Source organism: Streptomyces sp. NPDC047982 (assembly GCF_043204165.1).
In the GTDB taxonomy this organism is placed as follows: Bacteria; Actinomycetota; Actinomycetes; order Streptomycetales; family Streptomycetaceae; genus Streptomyces.
The window spans coordinates 13,449-34,192 of the sequence record NZ_JBIDBS010000035.1 but is presented as its reverse complement, the minus strand read 5'-3'; the positions used below and the strand labels follow the sequence as shown (position 1 = coordinate 34,192).

Genomic DNA, 20,744 nt, shown 5'->3' with positions numbered 1-20,744 from the left:
GTTTCGGCGATGCATGTGCACTTGGTCTTCGTGACGAAGTACCGGCGCGGAGTGTTCAGCGACGAGATGCTGACACGCTGCGAAGAGATCATGCGTGCACGTCAGAGCAGTCTGGAGATGCATTCATCCCCGGCGTGAACACCGGGGCTTTCCGCAAGAGTCCCGGTAACAGCCGTGCCTCCTGGAGCAGTTGGACCTTCCGCAACAGTTGGACCACCGAACAACCGCACTGCGCCGCGCACTTCTCGGCCGACAGCCCTCACACATGAGGGGCGTGCCCGGTCTCCCCGGGCACGCCCCTCACGGACAACGCGCGGACTCGCGGACTCGCGGACTCGCGGAGTCGCGGAGTCATGACGTCACGGACACGTCAGCGGTCACCGCTCCAGCGGTCGTCGCCTCAGCGGTCGTCGCGGCGGCGGTCGCGCATGTCGTCCTCGGCGTCCTGGAGCCGGTCGCGACCCCGCTGCCCCGTCCGCTGGGCGCGGTCGGCCCCGCCCTGCATCCGTTCCCTCGCCTCGCCCGTCCGGCCGCGGCCCTGGCCGCGTTCCTCGCTGCGGCCCTCGTCCGACTTCTTCTTGGCCTGGTCGGCGAGCTGCTGCGCCTTGTCCTTGAACTGGTCTGCGATACCCATGCTGTTCACTCCTCGTGGGTGCGTGGGGGCGGTCCGTGAGGACCTCGACCACAGTCGCACGCCCCGACACAAGACGCATGTCGATCAGTCACGCTCAGTCACGGCGTGTTCGTACTGCCCGCGCGTCCTGGTCGGCAGCTCCACCGGCGCCCACGAGCCCCGTCCGCACGCCCGCCAGTCGCGGCCCGAACCGGCGCATCTCGCGCTGGCCCACGACCCCGATCAGCGTCGGCAGATAGCCGCGCACGGACTGCATCCCGCGCAGCCACCACTGCGCGTACACGTGCGCGGAACGCCGTTCGATACCGGCCACGATCCGGTCGACGGCCGGGCCCAGCGGATATGTCCGGTTGGTGGGCCAGGGCAGCCGCTTCCTCAACTCCCGCATCACGTCGTCCTGGTCGGCGCCGCGGACCATGTCCGTGTTGGTCCACGACAGATAGCCGACCCCGACCCTCACGCCGCGGTGGCCGACCTCCGCGCGCAGGCTGTGTGCGAACGCCTCCACGCCCGATTTGGACGCGCAGTACGCGGTCATCATCGGCGCGGGCGTCATGGCGGCGAGCGAGGCTATCTGGAGGAAGTACCCGCGGCTCTCCGTGAGCACCGGCAGGAACGCCCGCCCGGTGACCGCGCCGCCGATCAGGTTGACCTCGATGACCCGACGCCACGCCTCCGGGTCCGAGTCCACGAACAGACCGCCCGTCGCGACGCCGGCGTTGGCGACGACGACGTCGACCTTCCCGAACCGCTCCTTGACCTCCTGGGCGACGCGGGTCATCGCCTCGTGGTCGGTGACGTCCGCGAACCAGTGGGCACTGTCTCCGTGCAGCCGCTCGGAGACCTTCTTCAGCCCGTCCGGTTCCAGACCGACCAGCGCGAGCTTCGCGCCGCGCGCGCAGAGTTTGCGCGCCAGCAGTTCGCCCACGCCGCGGGCCGCGCCCGTGACGACGACGACCTGCCCTTCGAGACTCCGCCCGCCGCTCATGCCCCATCCTCCTTCTCGGCCGTGCCGCCAGCCGTTCCGGTACGTGTCCCGCCGTCCGCGGGTCCCGTACGTGTCCCGCCGCCCGCGGCACCCGCACCGCCCCCGTCCGCGGGGACGTAGGTGGTGACCAGCTCCCGGATCTTCGCGGTGACCGCCTCCGGTGCCTCCACCGGTGTCATGTGCCCCATCCCCGTCAGCACGGTCAGCCCTAGGGACACGGGCAGCGACGCCACGAGGGCGTGGGCGTGCACGGCCGGTGTCAGCCGGTCCTCCGTACCCACAATCACCGCAGTCGGCACCATCAACTCCCGTACGCAGGCGTCGAGGTCGAGGTCCGCGAGGACATGTCCCCATGCCCGCCTGACCATTCGCGGGCAGGCATGCACGATCCGGGCGCAGGTCTCGACCCGTTCCGGAGCCGAACCCGGTCCCATCGTCCCGTACTTCAGCATCCTTCGTGACAACGGTGTGACCGGCCCGAGCGGTGCGGGCGAACGCAGGATCGCCCTGTGCATTCGGTCACGTACACCCCCGGCCGGCAGCGGGATCACCCGCGACTCGGCGGCCAGCCGCGAACTGCCGGTGCTGCACAGCAGTACGGCGGCGGCATGGGCGCGCAGGCCGGGCCGCCGGGCGGCGGCCATCACCGTCATGCCGCCCATGGAATGCCCGGCGATCACCGCCTTCTCGCCCGGTTCCAGGGCGGCGGCCAGCACCGCGTCGAGGTCGTCGGCGAGCGCTTCCGCGCTGTAGCCCTCGCGGCCCGCTGCGATCGAACGGCCGTGCCCACGCTGGTCGTAGGCGATGACGCGGTGATCCGCCGCGAGGGCCCTGATCTGCGCGTCCCAGAAGCGGGTGCTGCACGTCCAGCCGTGCGACAGGATCACAGCGGGCGCGCTGTCCGGACCGTGCACCTCGACGTGGACGCGGGCGCCGTCGGTGGAACGCGCGATCAGCGTGCGTGTCGGCACGGGGGCGGCGCCGTCGCCTCGCAACAGTCGGCTCATCCCGCGACCTTCTTCCCAGCGGCCCCCGCCATGGCGGATACCCCGGACACCCCGGACCCTCCGGACGCCCCGGATGTCCCGGCGGCTCCGGACGCTCCGGAGACGGTGGCCGCCCCCGATGCGCCGACCACTACGGCTCCGGCGGCTCCACCGGCCCCGGCGGCTCCACCCGTTCCGGCGGCGGCTCCACCCGTTCCGGCGGGCCGCTCCTGGACCCGTACGACCTCGTACTCCCCCAGGTCCACCGACCGTGTCGCCTTCCGGAACTCGGCGGTGGTGCCCGGCCAGACCGTGGTGTTGCGCCCGTTGGCGTCCAGGTACCAGCTGTTGCAACCACCGGTGTTCCACACGGTGCGCTTCATCCGTTGCTGGACGCGGCGGTTCCAGAAGTCCACCGATGCGGGGCGCGGGTCGAGGGCGACCCTGCTGCCCAGCACGTTCAACTGCCGCAGGTAGTCGGCCAGGTAGTTCAGCTGGGACTCGATCATCAGGATCATCGAGGAGTTGCCGAGGCCGGTGTTCGGGCCGATGACCGTGATCAGGTTGGGGAACCCGGCCACGGTCGCACCCCGCAGCGCCTGCATGCCGCCCGTCCAGGACTCGGCGAGCGTGACGCCTCCCGCCCCCACCACCCGCTCGGCGATCGGCATGTCGGTGACGTGGAAGCCGGTGCCGAAGATGATGGCGTCGACCTCGGCCTCCGTACCGTCGGACGCCACGACCGTGGAGCCGCGCACCTCGGCCAGACCGGAGGTCACGACATCGACATTGGGCTGGGCGAGAGCGGGATAGTACGTGCTGGACAGCAGGATCCGCTTGCAGCCGATGCGGTAGGAAGGGGTCAACTTCTCTTGCAGCACCGGGTCCTTGATGGCGCGCGCGATGTTGGACCTGGCGATCTTCTCGACCAGCCCCAGCTCGTTCGGGTGCTTCGTGAAGGCGCTGACCTGCAACTCCCGGATACCCCAGAGCAGTCCGCGGCGCGCGGTGCCGGTGATCGGGAGCGTGCGGTGCAGCCAGCGCTCGGCCCCGCTGATCCGGCGGTCCATGCGCGGCATGACCCAGGGCGGGGTGCGCTGGAAGAGCGTCATCCGGCCGACCTTGGGCTGGATCGAGGGCACGATCTGAATGGCGGACGCGCCGGTGCCGACCATCGCGACGCGCTTGCCGGTCAGGTCGTAGTCGTGGTCCCAGCGCGCCGAGTGGAAGACCTTGCCGGGGAACCCGTCAAGGCCAGGGATGTCCGGCGTCTTCGGATCTGAGAGCGGACCGGTCGCGGAGACGACGACATCGGCCGTGAATGTGGCCCCGTTCGCCGTCTCTATCCGCCAGTACAGCTCCTCGCGGTCCCAACGCATCAGCGTCACTTCGTGGTTGAGCCGTATGTGCGGACGCAGCCCGAAGGTGTCCGTCACATGTTCCAGGTAGGCGCGGATGTGCTCCTGTCCGGAGAACGTGCGGGGCCACTCGGGGTTGGGCGCGAACGAGAACGAGTAGAGGTGCGACGGCACGTCACAGGCGCAGCCGGGATAACTGTTGTCGCGCCAGGTACCGCCCACGGAGTCGGCCCGTTCGAGGACGACGAAGTCCGTGATGCCCTCGCGGCGCAGCCGGACCGCGGCTCCGAGGCCGCCGAATCCGGATCCGATCACCGCCACTCTCACGTGCTCGTGCTCGTGCTCGTGCTCGTGCTCGTGCTCGTGCTGGGTCATGCTGCCGCCTCCCGCGATACACCACACGACTCCGCCAGCAATCACTGGCACGATGGGAGCCTAGAACAGCCCCGTACCGATGGGTAGGGGTACAGCGAAGGGAAGTTACCGCCGGTACGACGTAAGGTGCGGATGTGGTTGAAGGACGCGAGCATCGTGAGTACCGGATGGAAGAGCTGGCCAAGGAAGCCGGCCTCCCCGTCCGGACCGTGCGCTTCTACCGGGAGCGCGGCCTGATCTCGCCGCCCCGCCGCGAGGGCCGCATCGCCTGGTACGACGACCACCACCTGGCCCGGCTGCGCACCATCGCGGGCCTGCTGGAGCGCGGCCACACCCTCAGCGGCATCGCCGATCTGGCCCGCGCCTTCGAGAGCGGGCGCGATGTCGCGGAGGTGCTGGGGCTGGGCGAACCGACCGAGGAGACTCCTGTTCGCCTCGCCCCGGAACAGCTCGCGGACTACTTCGAGGGCGAGACCAGCCCGGAGAACCTGGCCATTGCGCTGGAGCTGGGCTACCTGGCCACCGACGGCGACGAGATAGTCCACATCAGCCGTCGCCTGCTGGAGGCATCGGCCGAACTGGTGCGCGAAGGAGTGCCGCTCGCCACGATCCTCGCGGCCGGTCGCAGCGTCCGCGAACACGCGGACGCCCTGGCGGACCTCTTCGTGAGCGTGCTCGAAGCGCACTGCGACCACCCCGAGCCGCCGCAACTCCGGCCGCTGGCCCGCGCCGTGATGGACGCCGAGCTGTCCATGGCCCTGGACCGCAGGCTGCGCCGCGAACGCCGCGATCCCCCCGACCGCCCGTCGGCGCCCCGGGAGCCCGCACCGTCCTGACGCCTCGCCGCCCGGGCACGCCGACCGGAACACCGCGAACGGGCGGGAACGGGGGCGCGGCCGGGTGGCGCGGAGGGGCGCACGGAAGCGGTCGGCTGGGGACGGAGGGGCGGAACGGACAAGCGGGAAAGGGTGCACGGAAACGGACGACGCAAAACAGGAGCCCACGGTTCCGCCTCTTGGTTCCGGTTCACGATTCCGGACCGGGGTTCCGGTCCGGCCGCCGGTCCGGGCCGCCATTTGGCACCTGATGCCTGGCGCCTGGCGCCTCAGCGGTATTCGGCCAGGCCGTCCGCCAGTTCCCCCTCGTCACCATCACGCATGCCGCTGAGAGCCCGCTGCAGGGCGAACGTGCCGCCAACAGAGCGCCGTGCCCCGACAGCACGCGCCGCGTCGACGGAACGGCACCCTCCCGACCGGCACCCACGGCAGGTCCACCCATGCCGGCTCCACCCACAGTGGATCCGCCCACGCCGGGTCCATCCAGGCCGGGCCCACCCACGACACGTCCGCTCGCTCACACCAGTTCGTAGGTCACCGTCACCGGCGCGTGGTCGCTCCACCGCTCCGGGTGCGTCTCGGCCCGCTCGACCCAGCCCTTCACCGCCCGGGCGGCCAGCCCCGGCGTCGCCACCTGGTAGTCGATCCGCCAGCCGGCGTCGTTGTCGAAGGCCCGCCCCCGGTAGGACCACCACGAGTAGGGCCCCTCCTGTTCCGGGTGCAGGGCCCGTACGACATCCACGTACTCGGCCTCGCCGAAGACCCGGCTCAGCCATTCCCGTTCCTCGGGCAGGAAGCCGGAGTTCTTCTTGTTGGCACGCCAGTTCTTCAGGTCGGCCTCGCGGTGGGCGATGTTCCAGTCGCCGCAGACCACGACTTCGCGCCCGTCGGCGGCGGCACGCTTCTTGAGGCCCTTCAGATACGGGAGGAACGCGGCCATGAACCGTTCCTTCTCCTCCTGCCTCTCCGTACCGACCTCACCGGAGGGCAGGTACAGACTGGCGACCGTCACACCGGGGAGATCGACCTCGACATAGCGGCCACTGGTGTCGAACTCCTCACTCCCGGCGTGACCGAAACCGCCGAACCCTATCTGCACGCGTTCCGGCGCGCGCCGGGTGTAGAGGGAGACGCCCGCCCGCCCCTTGACGGCCCCCGGGGCGTGCACGGTGTGCCAGCCCTCGGGATCACGCACCTCGTCCGGCAGCTGCTGCGGCTCGGCACGTACCTCTTGGAGGCAGATCACATCGGCCTCGGTCCCGGCCAGCCACTCGACGAATCCCTTCTTGGCGGCGGCACGGAGCCCGTTTACATTGACGGTGGTCACTGTGTACAAAACATGCTCCTACTACCGCGGTTTGATACTGCTGCTCATCCCAGGGACCAGGCAGCAGGCGAAGCGGCCATTAGCGGTGGTCACAGTGAGCATTACGGCACGATACCGACATCCGCCCAGGAGGCGGCGCCGCATAGCTGTACCATGTTCCGCATGTTTATGCACCCTCGGCCCTTCGACCACGCCGACGCCGTCAAGCTCAACGACCAGGTCCAGCGTGAATACGCCGAGCGGTACGGCGACGGTGAGGGCGATGTCACACCCCTCGACCCGTCGATGTTCGAACCTCCGCACGGTCTGTATCTGCTCGTCTACGACGAGCAGGGCCGCCCCGTCGCCACCGGCGGCTGGCGGTCCCAGGAGCGGAACGACGAGGGCTACGCGGACGGCGACGCCGAACTGAAGCGGATGTTCGTGATCCCCGAGGGCCGCGGACAGGGCCTCGCCCGCCGCATACTGGCCGCCCTGGAGGCCGACGCCCGGGCGGCCGGCCGGACCCGCATGGTTCTGGAGACCGGGGACAAGCAGCCCGAGGCCATAGCGCTGTACGCGTCCAGCGGCTACACCCCGTGCGAGAAGTTCGGCTACTACCGCATGCACGACAGCAGCCTCTGCATGGCCAAGCCGCTGCGGTAACCGCCCGTACGGCGGACACGCAGGCGGCCCCGCGACCGTCGACGGCTTCTCACCGCTCCAGGGGGACGGACGCATCACGACGACCGGGGCCGGCCTGCGGCGGCCCGGTGGACCGTGCCTGTGGGCGGAACGAGGCCCCCCACCGCGCCTCCCCCGCGCCCCGCGCCTTCGCCCGCCCATCGCGCCTTCCCCGTACCTTCCCTCGGGCCCGCTCACGGCACCCGGGCGACCCCGGCATAGAAGCCGCTGCGCTCCTGCACCGGGGCAGGCTCCTCCCGGTACCACTCCGTGGCGAACACCAGCCCGGGGTCGACGAGTTCCAGCCCGTCGAAGAAGGGCTCGACCTCGCTCCGGGTACGCATGCGCAGCGGGATCGCGCCCTTCTTGTACGCGCTCTCCGTCTCCTGTTTCAACTCCGGATGCTGGTCGGCCGTCCCGTGCGAGAGCACCAGGAAACTCCCCGACGGCAACGCGTCGAGCAGAGTGCGGGTGATGCCGTACGGGTCCCGGTCGTCCGGCAGGAAATGCAGGAGCGCGATCAGGGACAGCGCGATGGGTCGGTCGAAGTCCAGCAGTTCACGGGCACGTTCGAGGATCGCCGCCGGCTCCCGCACGTCCGCGTGGATGTAGCTGGTGAAACCCTCCCGGCTGCTGATCAGCAGCGCTTCCGCGTGCCGCAGCACGATCGGGTCGTTGTCCACGTAGACGACCCGGGAACTCGGCGCGACGGCCTGCACGATCTGGTGCAGATTGGGCTCGGTGGGGATGCCGGTGCCGATGTCGAGGAACTGGTCGACGCCGTTCCGCGCCAGCCAGTCCGAAGCCCGGTGCATGAACGCCCGGTTGCGCGCGGCGTTCCCCCGCGCCTCCTCCGGAAGCGTCTCCCCCACCCGCTGGTCGACCGGATAATTGTCCTTCCCGCCCAGAAGCCAGTCGTAGACGCGCGCCGGGTGCGGCTTGCTGGTGTCGATGCGAGGGCTGGGCACACCGGCAGTCACAGGACAGTCCTCCTACGGATACCGCGGACAGAAAGCGGCAACAGCCTATGAGGGGCGTGTCTCGAAAGTAGCGTCGTCCGCCCGAAGGGCGGGGCCCGCGGCGTCTGGTGCGGTGCGTCGCAAGGCGGAGGGGCGTCCTCGTACGGGGCGTACGTGGACGATCCCGACAACGTGGCGAGGCGCCGTGCCAGGCGTCGCGGGCCAGACGGGACTTTCGAAACCTCGCGCAGCCGGGGCTTGGCCCTGGCCGCCGGGTCGCCGTTGAGCACGGCGTGCAGCACGGTCAGGAAGTGGCTCTCACCGGCGCCGAAGGAGCCGTGCAGATAGGCGGCGTACGAGGAGTTCTTCCGCACCGCGCCCCGCACCAGCCGCAGCGCCTTGTCGAACTCCTTCGCCAGCTGCTCGGTGACCACGTAGTCGGCCACCGAACCGGCCTGGGCATCGCCGAAGCCGTCGGTCAGGGCGACCTTGAAGTCACCGGCGTGGGCGTCCTCCTTTGATGTCGAGGACGTCCCTCAGCACGACATTGCTGCCCCTGACCATCAGCCGCTCCCGCTCCCACCACGTCCGCCCGGCCCGCCGGCCGGTTGGTCTGCGAAGTCCGGACGTCACCGGGACTCCCTGCTCGCCGTTCCTCCATCCTGCCAGCTCGGTGTACCGGCCGAAGACGGCACGGCCGACGGACGTGGGCGCGCAGGGCCAGCCCGTCGGGCGCGCCGCAATGGGGCCGGTCGCCGCTCAGCCGGTCCGCGATGCGCATCGGCCGGTCAGCCGTCGCATACCGTTCCGGCGGCCCCGCCTCGATCCCCGGTTGGGCTGCAACCGACGACGAGTCGGGTTCGTCCGGGCCGAGAGCGACCAGCTCGCGCAGCTCCCATGTGTCGTCGGCGAGCTCACCGACGAATCGGATTGCGGGACAGCCCTTGGATCAGCCGCCGCAGCCAGTCGTAAAGTCCATCCAGTCGATGACCCAGCCGTCCGACTCCTTGTTCCACTCGAAGCCGCCCAGGTTCCTGTCGTAACCTCCGGCAGGCTTCTCGTAGCAGCCGGCCAGATTGGCCTTGCCGTTGGTGTACTCCACCTTCCCGTAGATCGGGATGTCCTTGCCTTCTGGAAGCGGGGTGAGCTTCTTCTCCTGCACGTAATAGGAGACTGCGTCCTCGCAGAGCGGCGATCTCCCCTCAGATCTCAGGTCAAGCGCCGTGTAGAACGATCGCAGGAGCCGATCTTGCGCCGAGGGAGTGGAATCGGCCAGCCGGCACACGGCCGCGCTGTCTCCCGCGTACAGCCCCCGGACGAAGGCCCGGTAGGACTCCTCCGGACTTTGGGGAGGCTTCGGGGCTTCGGCAACAACATCTCCGTCCATGGGCCCCTCTCCGGCCCCGGCGGGGAACGTACCCGAAGTGTCCTCTCCCCCGCAGCCGGCCAGCAGCAGACATGCCACTGTCGGCAGCAACATGGTTCTCCAGACTCGCCTGTTCACAGCAAAATCTCCAGCCTGGGACCGCACTGGCCCTCAAATACCCTGGGTTGATCAAGTTGATCACGTGTAGCTTCAAAGCCGAGAACGGCCTCAGCGGGCCGGCTTGGGATCCGGCGCCTCGCCCGGAGGGAGAATCGGGCCCGGGTCCTCGGTGTCGGTGTCGAACGGCGGTGCCGTCTCGGTCCACTTCATGGACGTGATCGTCGTGTAGCTCTGCCGCTCGCCCTTGCTCATACCGTCACCGTCCCGGGTGGCGACCGTCTCGGTGCCGAGCGGCATGCCCGTGGACTTGTCGAAGATCAGGCGGAGTTCGGGGGAGGGCTGGTAGGGGTTGGGGAGGGCGACGGCGTAGCCGGTGCGGCCGGTGTGGTCCTTGACGTCGCCGAGGGAGCGCACGCCGGGTTCGGCGGCGAGGAGGCGGTAGGCGGCGGCGCGCAGGGCCGGGGTGGACGGGAGGGTCGTGGCGAGTTGGATGGCTGTGTCGACGACGATCCGGTCGAGGACTTTCTTGGGGCCGTTGTAGTCCTTGTCGACCAGGGCGAACAGGCGCTTGCGGAGGGCCTGTTCATCGGTGGGAAGCGTGGCCAGGACGCGGAGAGGGAGGTCGCCCATCTTGAAGCTGTCCCCGTCCCCGCCGGGGGCGTCGTGTTCGATCTCGCCCTTGCCGGCGTAGGTGAGGGTCTCCTCCCCCTCCATGCTCCACGACGTGGGGGAACCGTCCGCCTTCCACGCCGCCTCGTCGGCTTTCGTGGCCGGACGGGCCCCCAGGTCCAGGGACTGCGACCACCGCTTGTTCTTGGCGGCGGCCGCCCAGTACCGGTACTCGGTGCGGGCGGCGACGGTGTAGTTCTTGCCGGGGATCTTGTAAAGGGAACCGAGGTGTTCCTCCACGTACCAGTACGTGCCGGAACCGGCCGGTTGCTGTTCGACGTGGGAGGCGGCAGCGAGAAGGACCTGGCTGCCGGAGCCCGACGTCCCGGAGGGGGCGGGTCCTGGCTTCTGCGGCACGGTGTCGGTGATCACCACGGCCGCCACCGCCGCCGCGGTGGCCAGGGCGAGGCCCGGGACGAGGGCACGGCCCACCCTCCGCGGCCGGGCGGTGGTGCGAGCCGTGCGCGTCGCGCGCGGACGGGACATGACCGTTGCGAGTTCCTCTTCCCGGACCGGTGACGGCGTGGGGCGCTCGGGGTCGAGGTGGGCGGGGCGGGCGGCTGTCAGACGGTGCAGGATGTCGTTCTTCACCGGGCTTCCTTTCCTACGGTGATCGGGACTCGGGTGGACACGCGCCGCGGAGCCGCGGCTTCCTCCGTGGGTGGGGAGGCCGACGCGGCCTGGGTGAGACGTTTGCGCGCCCGGTGCAGACGGACCCGCAGGGTGAGGGGCGAGCAGCCGACCACCGCGGCCGCCTGCGCCGGGGTCAGACCCTGCCATCCGGAGAGGATCAGCAGTTCCCGATCGTCCTCCGGCAGCGTGGCCAGTGCCTTGAGCAGCGCGCTCCGCTCGGACACCTCCTCGGCGATGTCCGCCTCGGCGGGTTCCGTCCAGGAGCGCAGTTCGGCGGCGAACGACGCGTGCCTGGCCTCGGCCCGGATGCTGTCCCGCAGGATGTTGCGGGCGACCCCGAGCAGCCATGGCAGCGGCGGCTCGGGGACGTCGTCCAGCTTGCGCCACGCCACGGTGAACGTCTCGTTCACCACCTCGTCGGCGACCTGCCGTCCCGCACGGCTGACCACATAGGCCCACACACGTTGCCGACAGCCGTCATAGATGGCGGTGAAACGATCCGCGTCGTAATCGGGCACTGCCGCACCTCCTGTCCCTCCTGATGTGCTCTGTCGTTGAGTAGTGGGCCGAACGGGCCGATCGTTACAGCGGCATGCCGGAAAACACGCCCGAGAGACGAGACGTACGTCACACCAGGGTCCGCAGTCGTGTCCGTTGTCGACTGCAGTGCTGTTCGCGTTCTTCCACGGCGCGCTCCGCGTCGATCCGTCCTGCCCGTGTCGGCACTCCGCGCTGCCGCGGCACCAGGGCGTGTTTCGAAAGACCCGTCTGGCCCGCGGCGTCTGGCACGACGCCTCGCCACGTTGTCGGGATCGTCCACGTACGCCCCGTACGAGGACGACCCTCCGCTCCGCCTTGCGACGCACCGCACCAGACGCCGCGGGCCCGCCCTTCGGCGGACGACGCTACTTTCGAAACACGCCTCCACGCGGGGTGGTGGATGAGGTGGTCGCTAAGTGCGGGCGCCGGGAACAGCGTTCCCGGCTGCTGCCGGCCCGGGTGGTGGTGTATTTCGTGCTCGCGATGTGCCTGTTCTCCGGGCAGGGCTATGAGGAAGTCGCCCGGCTGCTGACGCAGGGCCTGGAACGGGTGCGGCAGTGGGAGAAGCCATGGCACGTGCCGACGACGGGTGCGATCGGCAGAGCCCGCAGACGGCTGGGGCCGGAGCCGTTGAAGGCACTGTTCGCGCAGGTTTGCCGACCGGTGGCCGTCCAGGACACGGCCGGTGCCTGGTATCGCGGGTGGCGGCCGGTCGCCGTGGACGGCACCGTCTTCGACGTCCCGGACACCGAGGCGAACAGCACGTACTTCGGCCGTCCCGGCTCTGGCCGGGGACAGCAGCGCAGTGCCTACCCGCAGGTGAGGGTCGCTGCGCTGGTGGAGTGCGGGACACACGCGGTGTTCGCCGCGGCAACCGGCCCGCTGTCGGTTCATGAACAGCATGTGATTCCCGGCCTGCTGGGCCGGCTCGAGCCGGGGATGCTGCTGATGGCCGACCGCGGCATCACCGGATTCGAGCTGTGGCAAGCCGCTTCGGGCACGGGCGCGGACCTGTTGTGGCGCGTCCGCAAGAACATCGTGCTCCCGTTCCTCGAAGCCTTCGAGGACGGCTCCTACCTGTCCGAGATCGTCGCGGCAGGCGACCGCAAGCGCCAAGATCCGGTCCGGGTCCGCGTCATCGAGTACACCCTCGGCCGTGAGGACGACGGCACGGTATACCGGCTGATCACGACCGTCTGCAACCCCCCGCAGGAGGCCCCTGCTGCCGACCTGGCCAGCCTCTACCATCAACGCTGGGAGACCGAGAACACCCTGGACGAGATCAAGACCCACCAAGGTGGCCGTCAGCTGGTCCTGAGATCGCAATACCCCGATGGCGTCGAGCAGGAAATCTACGGCTTCCTCCTCGTCCACCACGCACTTCGGGACGTCATGCACCACACCGCTCACCAAGCCGGCCTCGACCCCGACCCGCTGTCCTTCACCCGCACTCTTCGCATCGCCCGCCGCCACGTCACCGACCAGGCGGCACTTTCCCCCCTCACGACTCAGCCAAGCCCTGACCCACACCATCCGTGAGCTGCTGGAACGACTCCGCCTAGCTGTTCTGTCCCGGGAGGTTGTGGACGGGTGAGCCAGATCTCGGCTGAGGGATCTTGAACGGGTGAGGGCCTTCCGGTTCGGTGTGGATTGCGACGTCTACACCAACAGAAAGGCCCTCGTGCCCCACCGTAATGCACCGCACCAGACGCTGCGGGGCCCGCCCTTCAGGCGGACGACGCTACTTTCGAAACACGTCCTAGCTAGGCGCCCCGCCGGCGCCGCGCCAGGTCGTGGGCCGCCTCCGGCCACCTGCGGTATGCGAAGGCGAAGCCCGCTTCGAGCAGCCGGCCGGGGACGACACGCCGACTCTTCAGCAGCAGTTCGGTGTCCGAGCGCAGCGCGAAGGCGCCCACTTCGGCCATCCATCGCATCGCGGGCAGGCCCACCGGTGCACGCCACGCGGTACGTAGGGCGCGCATGAACGCGCGGTGCGGAAGGGGCTCGGGGGCGGCCAGGTTCACCGGGCCGGCGAGATCGTCCCGGTCGATCAGGAACGCGACCGCGCGGGCGAAGTCGTGGTCGTGGATCCACGACACGTACTGTGTGCCGCCCGCGACCGGGCCGCCGAGACCGAGGCGGGCCAACCACGACAGGACATCGAAGACGCCACCCCGGTCGGGGCTCATCACCATGGCGGAGCGCAGGGCCACCTTGCGGGTGTGCGGAGTGCTGGCCTGTTCCTGTTCCCGTTCCCAGGCCCTGGCGATGTCCACGCTGTAGGACCAGTAGCCAGGCACGGTGGGTTCCGCTCCGCCGATCACGCCGGTGCCCTCGTCGTTGGGCGCGTCGAAGCGGTGAGTGTAGATGGTGGCGGTGCTCATCTGGAGCCAGACCCGCGGAGGGTGTGCCGCAGCGCCGATCGCCTCGCCCACGACCCGGGTGGAAAGCACCCGGGAGTCCATCATGGCCTGGAGATTGGCGGGGGTATAGCGGCAACTCACGCTGCGGCCAGCCAGGTTGACCACGACGTCGCTGCCATCGATCGCCTCGGCCCACGGCCCCGGGGTCCTGCCGTCCCAGTGGACCTCACCCGGCCTCACCGGCCGCCTGGTCAGCACCACGACCTCGTGCCCGGCCGCAGTCAGCGCGCGGTTCAGGACAGTACCCACCTGCCCGGTTCCCCCGGGAATCACGATCTTCATCCAGCCCTCCCGCTCCGTGCGAGGGCAAACCTACCTCAAAATTGAACATGTTCAATTCCTGGGAGTGGTGGCCAGGTCGAGCGGAATCGCCTTTCGGAACACCGCCTTGAGGGGCCCGCGTTACTGGCGTGCTCCTGTCGGTAGCGCGGGATAGGTTGGGGCACACGATTGCCGCCGCACCCAGGGCACGGGGCTCTGCTGGGAACAGCGGCATCAGAAGGGGCCAGCATGTCCAAACGGTCCGATGCGGCGGCTGCGGCCTGCGCCTACCGACGAACCGGAATCGCCCCGGTGAGTGCGACCGGACGACTCAAAGAGCTGACGGGTCGGGAGAAGGAAGTCCTTCTCCTGCTGGGCACAGGGTTGGGCAACCGGCAGCTGGCGAGCGAGCTCGGCATCGCGGAGCGGACGGTGAAGGCGCATATCGCTCGCATAGCGGAGAAACTGGGGCAGGAGACTCGGCTGCAGGTTGCAGTGCTGTCCGCGCTCTCCCACAGCGCGCTCTGCGTCGATCCATCCTGTCCGTGCCGACACTCCGCGCTGCCGCCCGACACCCTGAAGGCGTCTGCCGCGTGAGCGCAGGCCGCGCCCGGCCCTCTGACCCGGGGCCGGGCGTGGCCTGTCGGACGGATGCCCCGTTGGGCACCGCCCGTCGGGCGGCCGTGACCGCCTCGCCCCGACCGGACACTCCCCGACACGCTTCCGACAGAACGGCCACTGAAGGAGCAGCCGCTGTTCAACCCCGTCGTCGCCACCGAGCAGCCCGAGGCTCCCGGCTTCTTCACCATCTCCTCGGAGAGGAGCATCGTCGACCTGATCCTGGAAGAAACATGTGGCTTCGTCGGCAAAGCGGCCGCTACCCAAGCAGCCCTTCCGCCAAGCATGGCCGACAGACACGTGCTGGCATCGGGGAAGCCGACAGCAACGCCCTGCGCGTGAGCTTGATCTCATAGGCGTTCCCTGTGAGGTGCGGATCCGGGAGGACCAGAAGTGCCATGATGAAAGTGCACGGATCTCATACATGCGTGCCGGAGAGGCCGACACGCCGCAGCGAGGAGCAAGACATGACCACCGGATCCGCAGACAGCCCCGCGACTCTCTACGGACCCGCCTCACTCGTCCTCGGCACCGTTGCTCTGATCGCCGCAGTGTTCGCCGGCTTCATCGGGATCGCGATCCCGCTTCTGTTCGGCAGCCTCGCCGTCACCTTCGCGCTCCTCGGCCTGGCCCGCAAGCTCAACCGAGGCCAGTGCACCATCGGCCTCGCCACCGGATCCCTGAGCATGCTCTACCCGATCTTCCTCGCCGCTGTCATGAGCGCCTGACGAACTCCGTGCCTGCGGCCCCCATTGCGGCCCGCCCGAGAGCGCCCTTCGACCCTGCCTCTGCGGCAGGCCGATCTCTCTTGACGCCACGTACACGCAGGATGCCCCGCACCGTTTCGGCGTTCCGCATTTCGCCAACCGATTGTCATGGACATGATCTTCATTATTGCCTCTTCGGGCCCTGCCCACCAGGGCAGTGCCCGAGGAGACACTTACGCCACAACACCCGCCCTTCCTAGGGTCGTTGACACATCCCCTCCCAAAAGAAGGAAGGCGATCGCGAGCCCGTCTCAAGGGGCCTGACGGAGAAGTCGTCGCTCGCGATGCCTTTGCCCCCTACAGGCTGGCGCTGCGCGGATCGGTCGACAGCGCCAGGCGCAGCCATGGTCAGCTTCCAGCCCGGCCCAGCACGCCGACCGGCAACTCCAGCAGGGCCTGTCCGGGCCGACGTCGCTCCAGCTCACGGCCTTCACCGGACGCGACAGGTGTTCGGCGTAGAGCGATCGCCCACTGACCTTCGGGCGGCAGGGAGCGCTGCCGGCAGATGCCCGGCAGGAAGGAGCGGGGCTGCCCGCTCCCGCAGATCAGCAGTGACATCGAAGAGGACGAAAGGGAAGATTCATGCAGCTTTCTCGTTCCGCCAGGGTGGCAGCGCTGTCCTTGACCCCGCTCACACTTGTCGCGACCGGGTTCCACGCGTCCGCCGCCCACGGGCAGGACCCGCGCCCGGGCGCTCCGTTGTTCTCTCTATCCGCCCTGTCCTCCGGCGAACTGAAGGACGTGTCCGGCGTCGGCGCGAACAGCGTCGAGGGCAGGATGCTGGCAGCCCAGGGGTTCGGCGTCATGCGGGCGGCTTCGGGAGAGACCGCTGTCGTCGACCGTTCTTCGGCCCGCGAGGGGATCACCGCTGCAGCCGGCAAGTCCTTCGTGGAGCTGTCGTGGAAGCGGTATGCGAAAGGCGCCCGCTACGTGGTCACCCGCGACGGCAAAGAGGTGGCCCGTCTGGACGCAGGGGTCGCCTCCTTCCGCGACACGAACGTGGCACCGGGCGCCGATTACCAGTACCAGGTCGCACCGGTGCTGCCGGAGAACGGTGCCCCACAGACACGGCTGTGGGGGATGAAGGTGTCCGTCCCGGCCTCCGGATCGCTGACCGCTCTGCGCGAGCAGGCGGTTTCCCGAGCAGCCGCCGCAGGCGTTGCCAAGACGTCCACCCTCTCCTGGATCACCTTCATCCCGCAGAAAAAGATCGACGCTCCCCTAGCGGGCTGTGACTACGGCAGCAAATTCCAGTTCGGCGGCGACGGACGCAGCAAGTTCGACTGGAAGTCGAGCAAGTACCGCACCGCCCTGCACGCCACAGTCACGTGGAAGACCAAGAAGGTGGTGGCCAACAAGGACATCCAGTCCACCAACGTCTACGTGAAGAAGACCGGCAAGAAGGTCGCCACCAAGACCGCCACCACCAAGGACATGTCGGCCAAGAAGCTGGGCTCCGGCAGCAGTTACGTGGACGTGCGGATGTCCCTGCACGCCACCAATCCCTTTTGCAAGGGTCTGGGAAGCGTCAAGGGGGCCATCAACGGGGCCCTCACCATCAACCTGACCAAGGGCGGGAACTACACCATCCGCTCCGGCAAGCACCGCCTGATGCCCAACCACCACATCTACATCTACGACGGCGGCAAGGTCACCAACGTCTACACCCGGAAGTACGCGAACGCCAAGTGCCTGATCGGTTCGGTCGCCTGCGCCGAGGCTGATCTGACCGGCTACTACGGGAAGTTCTAGCCTCGAACACTCGTGACGGTCTGCCGACGGGGTCGGCGGACCGTTTCGTGTTCTGTGGCTGGTGGCCGACAGGCCGGCAGGCCGTTTGAACGCGTCGGGTGGGCACAGCGTTCGCAGGCTCCGTCGACCGCGGACCTGGCCTGTCTCCTGAAATGCTCGAGAAGTTTAAGCGTCAGAGAGGGTAGAGAGTCCATGCGAGAGTTCAGCACACAGCAGCAGGAGGAGGAGCTGCTGACAGGGCCAAGGTTTTCTGAGGACCCGTCGGAGCGAGTTTGCCCGGCATGTGGCGTCAAATCTGTACGCATGTACTTTCATCGTTCGAAATTGCGAGAGCGGCCCACTCGAATCACGTACGCATGGTGCGCTTCGTGCCGGAAATTCAAAGGCTGGACGGGGCCAGACCTGAGCGGAATCGATTTCAATGACCCACTGGAATCGCTTTCTACGCATCAACGGAAGTCGCTGCAGGCGAATTTCGATGCATTCCTGGAGCGCCTGGATGAGTTGTGGGAATCCGGCAGCCTGCCGCAAAGCTTTAATAAAAGAGTGTAGATCCAGTGGAGATCGAGCCGCGGCAAGAGGGCAGGAATTATTCAAAATCGATCTGCTCGGCTACCAGGGCTTAGCAAAGGAGTTCCCGTCCCAGGTCAGCGCCCCGCCGAAGAAGCCAGTCGAGGACGCTCCCGATGGCGACAAGCGTGCCTGGCATGAGTAAGGTCGGGGACTGGCGCGGTTGCCTGTGAGGCTCCGTTTCCAGCCCCCGCAGCGTACGTTCCCGGACAGGTGCAACACCCCGAGCCGGTTGAACCGGGGCGCTCCCGGGGTGGACGGGGTGACCGTCGCCGCCGTGGCCGCCGCCGGACCGTCTTCTTGACCGCGACGGCCAGCGAGAAGAGCGCCCTGGCCATCCGGCAGGCGGCCATGACCTTGTGGGAGAAGTACGCCAAGTCGGCGCGCACGGTGATCTGCGCGGTGGTGCCCATCGCCCGCACCGCTGCGAGGGCCTCGCGCAGCAGGGAGGCGGCGCCCTTCGCAAGGGGGAAGGACGCGCCGTGACTCGATCCTCTCGAATGATCGAGTCCCTAGCGCCCCCCGGTGTGGTTGACATCCAGCACGGCAGACCGCCGGGCGGCCGGAGAAACCTGTCAGCCCGCCTGCTCCCACGTCCTCGACTTCAGCTCCTTCAGGAACAGCCCGTCGAGCACCACCCCCCGGTCGCCCGGTCCACCACGTCCACCGTGCGGCCGTCCAGGGCGGGCGAGGCCTCGGGGTCTTCCATGGGGTACGAGGAGCCACAGGCCGTGCGGGGCGTCAGCGGGGCGTCCGGCGGCGTTCTGCAACGTGACCAGCAGCTCCCGTCCCCCGCCTCCCCGTAGCGGGCAACCAGCCTGGCCCGGTGAGCGAGAAGCACCGTGCGCGGGCCAGTAGCCGCCGCCCGCTCCGCGACACGGGCCACGACCCGCTCCACGCAAGCCGCGCGTAGGAGGCGAGGCCCGCGCCGATGCTCCCCAAGGCGGCGAACGCGGCTTCCGCCTTCAGCAGCGCCTGTCAGGGCGCACGCTGCTCCTGGGCCAGCTCCCGCAGTGTCGTGAGGAGGAGATCGTCCAGGGGCGAGTGGCGTCACATCGAAGCGCTGCGCCAACCGTTCGGCCACACCGGGGAGTTCGGGACCCTTGACCGTGAGAGCGACGAATCCGCCCCGTGGGCGGGCCGCCTGGAGGCGGGCGGCCCGGACCCGCCGGGGATCGCGACCGAGCGCCAGTTCGCTCTGCGCGTCCTCGAACAGCGTCCGAGTACTGGCCAAGCCCGGACACCGTCTGCTCGATGTGCCAGGTGACGGCCTCCCGGGCGCGCGGCAGGAAACGCTTGCGCTGCTGGTCGTAGGCGAGCGGGAAGCCGGCCTGGCCCAGGGCCTCTTCCCACTCCACGTACAATCGCCGCCCACTCCCGCACGGGTGAGGTGACCGCGAAGGGGCGCGGGGCACCCTCACCGTGTCATCCACCACCCCGAACAGGCATCGAACGACCCCCGAAACGACGAAGATCCCGCCCGATCTTGCGATCGGACGGGATCTCGTCACCATTCCTGAGCTATCTCAAGAACAGTCGTGCGGTGGACCTGAGGGGATTTGAACCCCTGACCCCCTCGATGCGAACGAGGTGCGCTACCAGACTGCGCCACAGGCCCTTGCAACGAGTGAAACTCTAGCATCCTCGCGCGGGTGCTCGGAAATCCGATCCTCGCTGCTCAGCCGAGGCGGCCTCGCAGCGAGGACCGAGGAGGCTCACTCATTGGCGGCGCGGGGACGGTCGCCGTCCTCGTACTGGTCGAACAGCGGGGTACGGCCGCGGTCGCGCGTGCGGCGGGAAACGTTGGCGCGCTGTCGGGGTGCCGGGTCGACGGGCGGTGTCGTGGGGTGCGAGGTTCCCGTCCGGGTGGGTTCGGCGGCACTGGAGCGGGCCGCGCTCCAGGTCTCCGGGTCGCCCACCTCGACGCCGCCCGTGGCGCGCGGGGCGACCGGGGCGGTGACGTACGTGGGCAGCGGGACCGGGACGGGCTCCCAGCTGTCGCCCTGGGCCGGGCCGCGCTGACGCTGCTGGTCGACCCACTCCGCGTGGTCCGTCTGTTCGACGAGGGCGCGGCGGTCCGCCTCCTGCGGGGAGACCGCGGGGACGGGCTCGGGCTCGTCGTGGCGCGCCTCGGGCTCCTCGTCGGGCTCGGCGGGGACGGCCTCGGTCGGCTGCTGCCTGCGGGGACGGTTCTCGCGCAGTTGCCGCGCCGCCGCCTCGGCCCGGCGCCGGTCCATGGTGAAGGCGAACCGGCGTCGCTCCTGAGCGCGCAGATGCACGATGTACGTGCTCAGCAGCACCGCCGGAACCGCGGGCGCCCAGAGGAAGGCGAGGCCACCGACGGCTGCGACGATCGCCCCCAGGGTGAAGGCGAGGAACAGGACAGTGGTGGTACGCCGACGACGTGCGAGGACCTGGAGGCGCTGGGCCCGCCGGGCGCGCTCGGCGTCCGTACGGCTGGAGCGCGGGCGCACGCGCCGCGCCGGTTCGGGGCGCTTCCGGTCCGTACGCTCCGGCGCACGCGCCGGGTCGTGCGTCCGGGCTTCGGTATGCGCCTCGGGCGCGGCGAAGGCCCGGACGTCCACGGAGTCCATTCGGTCCGTGAAGACGTCCGGGTCGGCGTCGGGGTCGGCCTCCTCGCCAGTGCGCTCCCGCAGGTCCTTGGCGTACCGGCGCTCCATGGCCGCCCGTCCGGACAGCAGCCGGATGGCGGTGCTGAAGCGTTCCGTCGGACGAGCTTCGTTGAGTTCGTCCTGCCTGCGGAGCCACATCGGCACCAAGTAGGCGGCCCAGGCCCCGACGATGACTGCGTAGATGAGGCCGCTGCTGCTCACATCTCACACCGTAGAGGGGTTTGCGCGGGCGCATCGGCCAATTGGGCCGGTGTGTCGCGCAATCC

21 protein-coding genes and 1 tRNA gene are annotated in these 20,744 nt (G+C 69.1%); 8 read left to right on the top strand and 14 right to left on the bottom strand.

The genetic code is table 11. The annotated features are described in order from the left end of the window. Nucleotides 1-138: transposase (locus tag ACGF2V_RS29765; RefSeq protein ID WP_362710732.1), on the top strand; the 138-nt coding region annotated here is incomplete at its 5' end. 262 nt (nucleotides 139-400) lie between these two features. On the opposite strand, the gene ACGF2V_RS29760 is transcribed toward ACGF2V_RS29765, so the two are convergent. The 4 genes from ACGF2V_RS29760 to ACGF2V_RS29745 form a co-directional block, all read right to left on the bottom strand. Next, nucleotides 401-634, bottom strand: coding sequence for a hypothetical protein (locus ACGF2V_RS29760; protein WP_362618093.1), 234 nt, complete (start codon nucleotides 632-634; stop codon nucleotides 401-403). A gap of 94 nt (nucleotides 635-728) precedes the next feature. Continuing rightward, nucleotides 729-1,622 carry an SDR family oxidoreductase gene (locus ACGF2V_RS29755; protein ID WP_362618091.1) on the bottom strand — a complete coding sequence of 298 codons (894 nt, stop codon included), beginning with the start codon at nucleotides 1,620-1,622 and terminating at the stop codon, nucleotides 729-731. Beyond that, nucleotides 1,619-2,629 (bottom strand): alpha/beta hydrolase, encoded by a 1,011-nt coding sequence (locus ACGF2V_RS29750; RefSeq protein ID WP_362618088.1) that lies wholly within the window; start codon nucleotides 2,627-2,629, stop codon nucleotides 1,619-1,621. The genes ACGF2V_RS29755 and ACGF2V_RS29750 overlap by 4 nt, the downstream gene beginning before the upstream one ends. After that, nucleotides 2,626-4,341, bottom strand: coding sequence for an NAD(P)/FAD-dependent oxidoreductase (locus ACGF2V_RS29745; protein ID WP_362710707.1), 1,716 nt, complete (start codon nucleotides 4,339-4,341; stop codon nucleotides 2,626-2,628). The genes ACGF2V_RS29750 and ACGF2V_RS29745 overlap by 4 nt, the downstream gene beginning before the upstream one ends. Before the next feature lie 167 nt (nucleotides 4,342-4,508). On the opposite strand from ACGF2V_RS29745, the gene ACGF2V_RS29740 reads away from it, so the two are divergent. Continuing rightward, entirely contained in the window at nucleotides 4,509-5,177 is a 669-nt protein-coding gene (locus ACGF2V_RS29740) for a MerR family transcriptional regulator (RefSeq protein WP_362618514.1), read from the top strand. Nucleotides 5,178-5,694: 517 nt separating this feature from the next. Here ACGF2V_RS29740 and ACGF2V_RS29735 read toward each other — a convergent pair. Further along, on the bottom strand, nucleotides 5,695-6,513 hold the full coding sequence (locus ACGF2V_RS29735; RefSeq protein WP_362710709.1) for an exodeoxyribonuclease III: 819 nt from the start codon (nucleotides 6,511-6,513) through the stop codon (nucleotides 5,695-5,697). 153 nt (nucleotides 6,514-6,666) lie between these two features. Between ACGF2V_RS29735 and ACGF2V_RS29730 the strand changes: the two genes are divergently transcribed. Further along, on the top strand, nucleotides 6,667-7,149 hold the full coding sequence (locus tag ACGF2V_RS29730; RefSeq protein WP_362618081.1) for a GNAT family N-acetyltransferase: 483 nt from the start codon (nucleotides 6,667-6,669) through the stop codon (nucleotides 7,147-7,149). A 212-nt stretch (nucleotides 7,150-7,361) separates the two neighbouring features. Here the strand turns inward: ACGF2V_RS29730 and ACGF2V_RS29725 are convergent, their stop codons facing one another. From ACGF2V_RS29725 to ACGF2V_RS29705, 5 genes are all read right to left on the bottom strand, one after another. Continuing rightward, a complete protein-coding gene (locus ACGF2V_RS29725) occupies nucleotides 7,362-8,147 on the bottom strand; it encodes an SAM-dependent methyltransferase (RefSeq protein ID WP_362618079.1) in 786 nt (261 codons plus the stop codon). Beyond that, a complete protein-coding gene (locus ACGF2V_RS29720) occupies nucleotides 8,144-8,572 on the bottom strand; it encodes a hypothetical protein (protein ID WP_362618077.1) in 429 nt (142 codons plus the stop codon). The genes ACGF2V_RS29725 and ACGF2V_RS29720 overlap by 4 nt, the downstream gene beginning before the upstream one ends. Nucleotides 8,573-9,075: 503 nt before the next feature. Continuing rightward, a complete protein-coding gene (locus tag ACGF2V_RS29715; protein WP_362618075.1) occupies nucleotides 9,076-9,513 on the bottom strand; it encodes a hypothetical protein in 438 nt (145 codons plus the stop codon). Nucleotides 9,514-9,720: 207 nt separating this feature from the next. After that, nucleotides 9,721-10,872 carry a CU044_5270 family protein gene (locus tag ACGF2V_RS29710; protein WP_362710711.1) on the bottom strand — a complete coding sequence of 384 codons (1,152 nt, stop codon included), beginning with the start codon at nucleotides 10,870-10,872 and terminating at the stop codon, nucleotides 9,721-9,723. Further along, nucleotides 10,869-11,432, bottom strand: coding sequence for a sigma-70 family RNA polymerase sigma factor (locus tag ACGF2V_RS29705; protein WP_362710714.1), 564 nt, complete (start codon nucleotides 11,430-11,432; stop codon nucleotides 10,869-10,871). The genes ACGF2V_RS29710 and ACGF2V_RS29705 overlap by 4 nt, the downstream gene beginning before the upstream one ends. A 418-nt stretch (nucleotides 11,433-11,850) precedes the next feature. Here ACGF2V_RS29705 and ACGF2V_RS29700 point away from each other — a divergent pair, with 418 nt between their 5' ends. Then, nucleotides 11,851-12,993, top strand: coding sequence for an IS4 family transposase (locus ACGF2V_RS29700; RefSeq protein ID WP_362710716.1), 1,143 nt, complete (start codon nucleotides 11,851-11,853; stop codon nucleotides 12,991-12,993). Between the two features lie 224 nt (nucleotides 12,994-13,217). Here ACGF2V_RS29700 and ACGF2V_RS29695 read toward each other — a convergent pair whose 3' ends face one another. After that, the gene (locus ACGF2V_RS29695) at nucleotides 13,218-14,159 is read right to left on the bottom strand and encodes a TIGR01777 family oxidoreductase (RefSeq protein WP_362629730.1); all 942 of its coding nucleotides are present in this window, start codon (nucleotides 14,157-14,159) and stop codon (nucleotides 13,218-13,220) included. A gap of 228 nt (nucleotides 14,160-14,387) precedes the next feature. On the opposite strand from ACGF2V_RS29695, the gene ACGF2V_RS29690 reads away from it, so the two are divergent. Together ACGF2V_RS29690 and ACGF2V_RS29685 are read left to right on the top strand one after the other, a co-directional pair. Next, nucleotides 14,388-14,735 (top strand): helix-turn-helix transcriptional regulator, encoded by a 348-nt coding sequence (locus tag ACGF2V_RS29690; protein WP_362629727.1) that lies wholly within the window; start codon nucleotides 14,388-14,390, stop codon nucleotides 14,733-14,735. Nucleotides 14,736-15,223: 488 nt separating this feature from the next. Beyond that, entirely contained in the window at nucleotides 15,224-15,484 is a 261-nt protein-coding gene (locus ACGF2V_RS29685) for a hypothetical protein (protein ID WP_362629724.1), read from the top strand. A gap of 387 nt (nucleotides 15,485-15,871) precedes the next feature. On the opposite strand, the gene ACGF2V_RS29680 is transcribed toward ACGF2V_RS29685, so the two are convergent. Continuing rightward, complete coding sequence (locus ACGF2V_RS29680) at nucleotides 15,872-16,081, bottom strand: hypothetical protein (RefSeq protein WP_362629721.1); 210 nt, start codon at nucleotides 16,079-16,081, stop codon at nucleotides 15,872-15,874. A 24-nt stretch (nucleotides 16,082-16,105) separates the two neighbouring features. On the opposite strand from ACGF2V_RS29680, the gene ACGF2V_RS29675 reads away from it, so the two are divergent. After that, nucleotides 16,106-17,275: a hypothetical protein gene (locus ACGF2V_RS29675; protein WP_362629718.1), complete on the top strand. Its 1,170-nt coding sequence runs from the start codon at nucleotides 16,106-16,108 to the stop codon at nucleotides 17,273-17,275. A gap of 870 nt (nucleotides 17,276-18,145) precedes the next feature. After that, nucleotides 18,146-18,331, top strand: coding sequence for a hypothetical protein (locus ACGF2V_RS29670; protein WP_362629715.1), 186 nt, complete (start codon nucleotides 18,146-18,148; stop codon nucleotides 18,329-18,331). A gap of 1,058 nt (nucleotides 18,332-19,389) precedes the next feature. Here ACGF2V_RS29670 and ACGF2V_RS29665 read toward each other — a convergent pair. Together ACGF2V_RS29665 and glpR are read right to left on the bottom strand one after the other, a co-directional pair. Beyond that, a tRNA-Ala gene (locus tag ACGF2V_RS29665) sits at nucleotides 19,390-19,463 on the bottom strand. Between the two features lie 97 nt (nucleotides 19,464-19,560). After that, nucleotides 19,561-20,679 carry a gephyrin-like molybdotransferase receptor GlpR gene (gene glpR, locus ACGF2V_RS29660; RefSeq protein ID WP_362629712.1) on the bottom strand — a complete coding sequence of 373 codons (1,119 nt, stop codon included), beginning with the start codon at nucleotides 20,677-20,679 and terminating at the stop codon, nucleotides 19,561-19,563. Between the last annotated feature and the right edge of the window lie 65 nt (nucleotides 20,680-20,744).